This is a genomic window from Streptomyces beijiangensis (genome assembly GCF_017315755.1).
GTDB classification, from domain to species: domain Bacteria; phylum Actinomycetota; class Actinomycetes; order Streptomycetales; family Streptomycetaceae; genus Streptomyces; species Streptomyces beijiangensis.
In genome coordinates this window covers 1-440 of the sequence record NZ_JAFLRJ010001475.1, presented here as the reverse complement: position 1 = coordinate 440, position 440 = coordinate 1, and the positions used below count along the sequence as shown (strand labels likewise).

The following is a 440-nucleotide window of genomic DNA, read 5'->3' as shown; positions in this document are numbered from 1 at the left end:
CGGGACGGGCGGGCTCGGCGGGTGCGGCGGTCCGCGGGGCCGCGGGAGCCAGCACCTCCTCCTGGACGACCTGGAGGTCCACGTACTCGATGCCGCCGGTGACGCGGTTGACCGAGTACGTCAGCCGGTCCAGGTGCGCGTACACGTCCTTGCGGTGCTTGGCCGAGACGATCAGCCAGTCGTCCTCGGCCAGCCGCAGCAGCAGCGCGCGGTACTCGTCGTTGACGCGCGCCGAGTGCAGCTTGTCGTGCCCCTGCAACTGCTTGAGGCGCAGGCCCGCGGAGTCGGGGTTGGTCTTGAACTTGTGCTGGAAGTCGTAGATCGCGCCCTTGACGGGGCGGGGGAGCTTGAGGATCTCCCGGTCCGCCTTGTCGAGCAGGCGCAGTGTCACGTTCTTGCCGGTCACGGCTGTTCGTTCCCCCCGTTGTCCGTGGTGGTTC

Annotated in this window: 1 protein-coding gene; it reads right to left on the bottom strand. The window is 69.1% G+C overall.

Annotation, left to right across the window (positions count from 1 at the left end; genetic code table 11):
• Positions 1 to 406: type II toxin-antitoxin system RelE family toxin (locus tag J0695_RS42320; RefSeq protein ID WP_372445946.1), on the bottom strand; the 406-nt coding region annotated here is incomplete at its 3' end.
• Positions 407 to 440 lie beyond the last annotated feature (34 nt).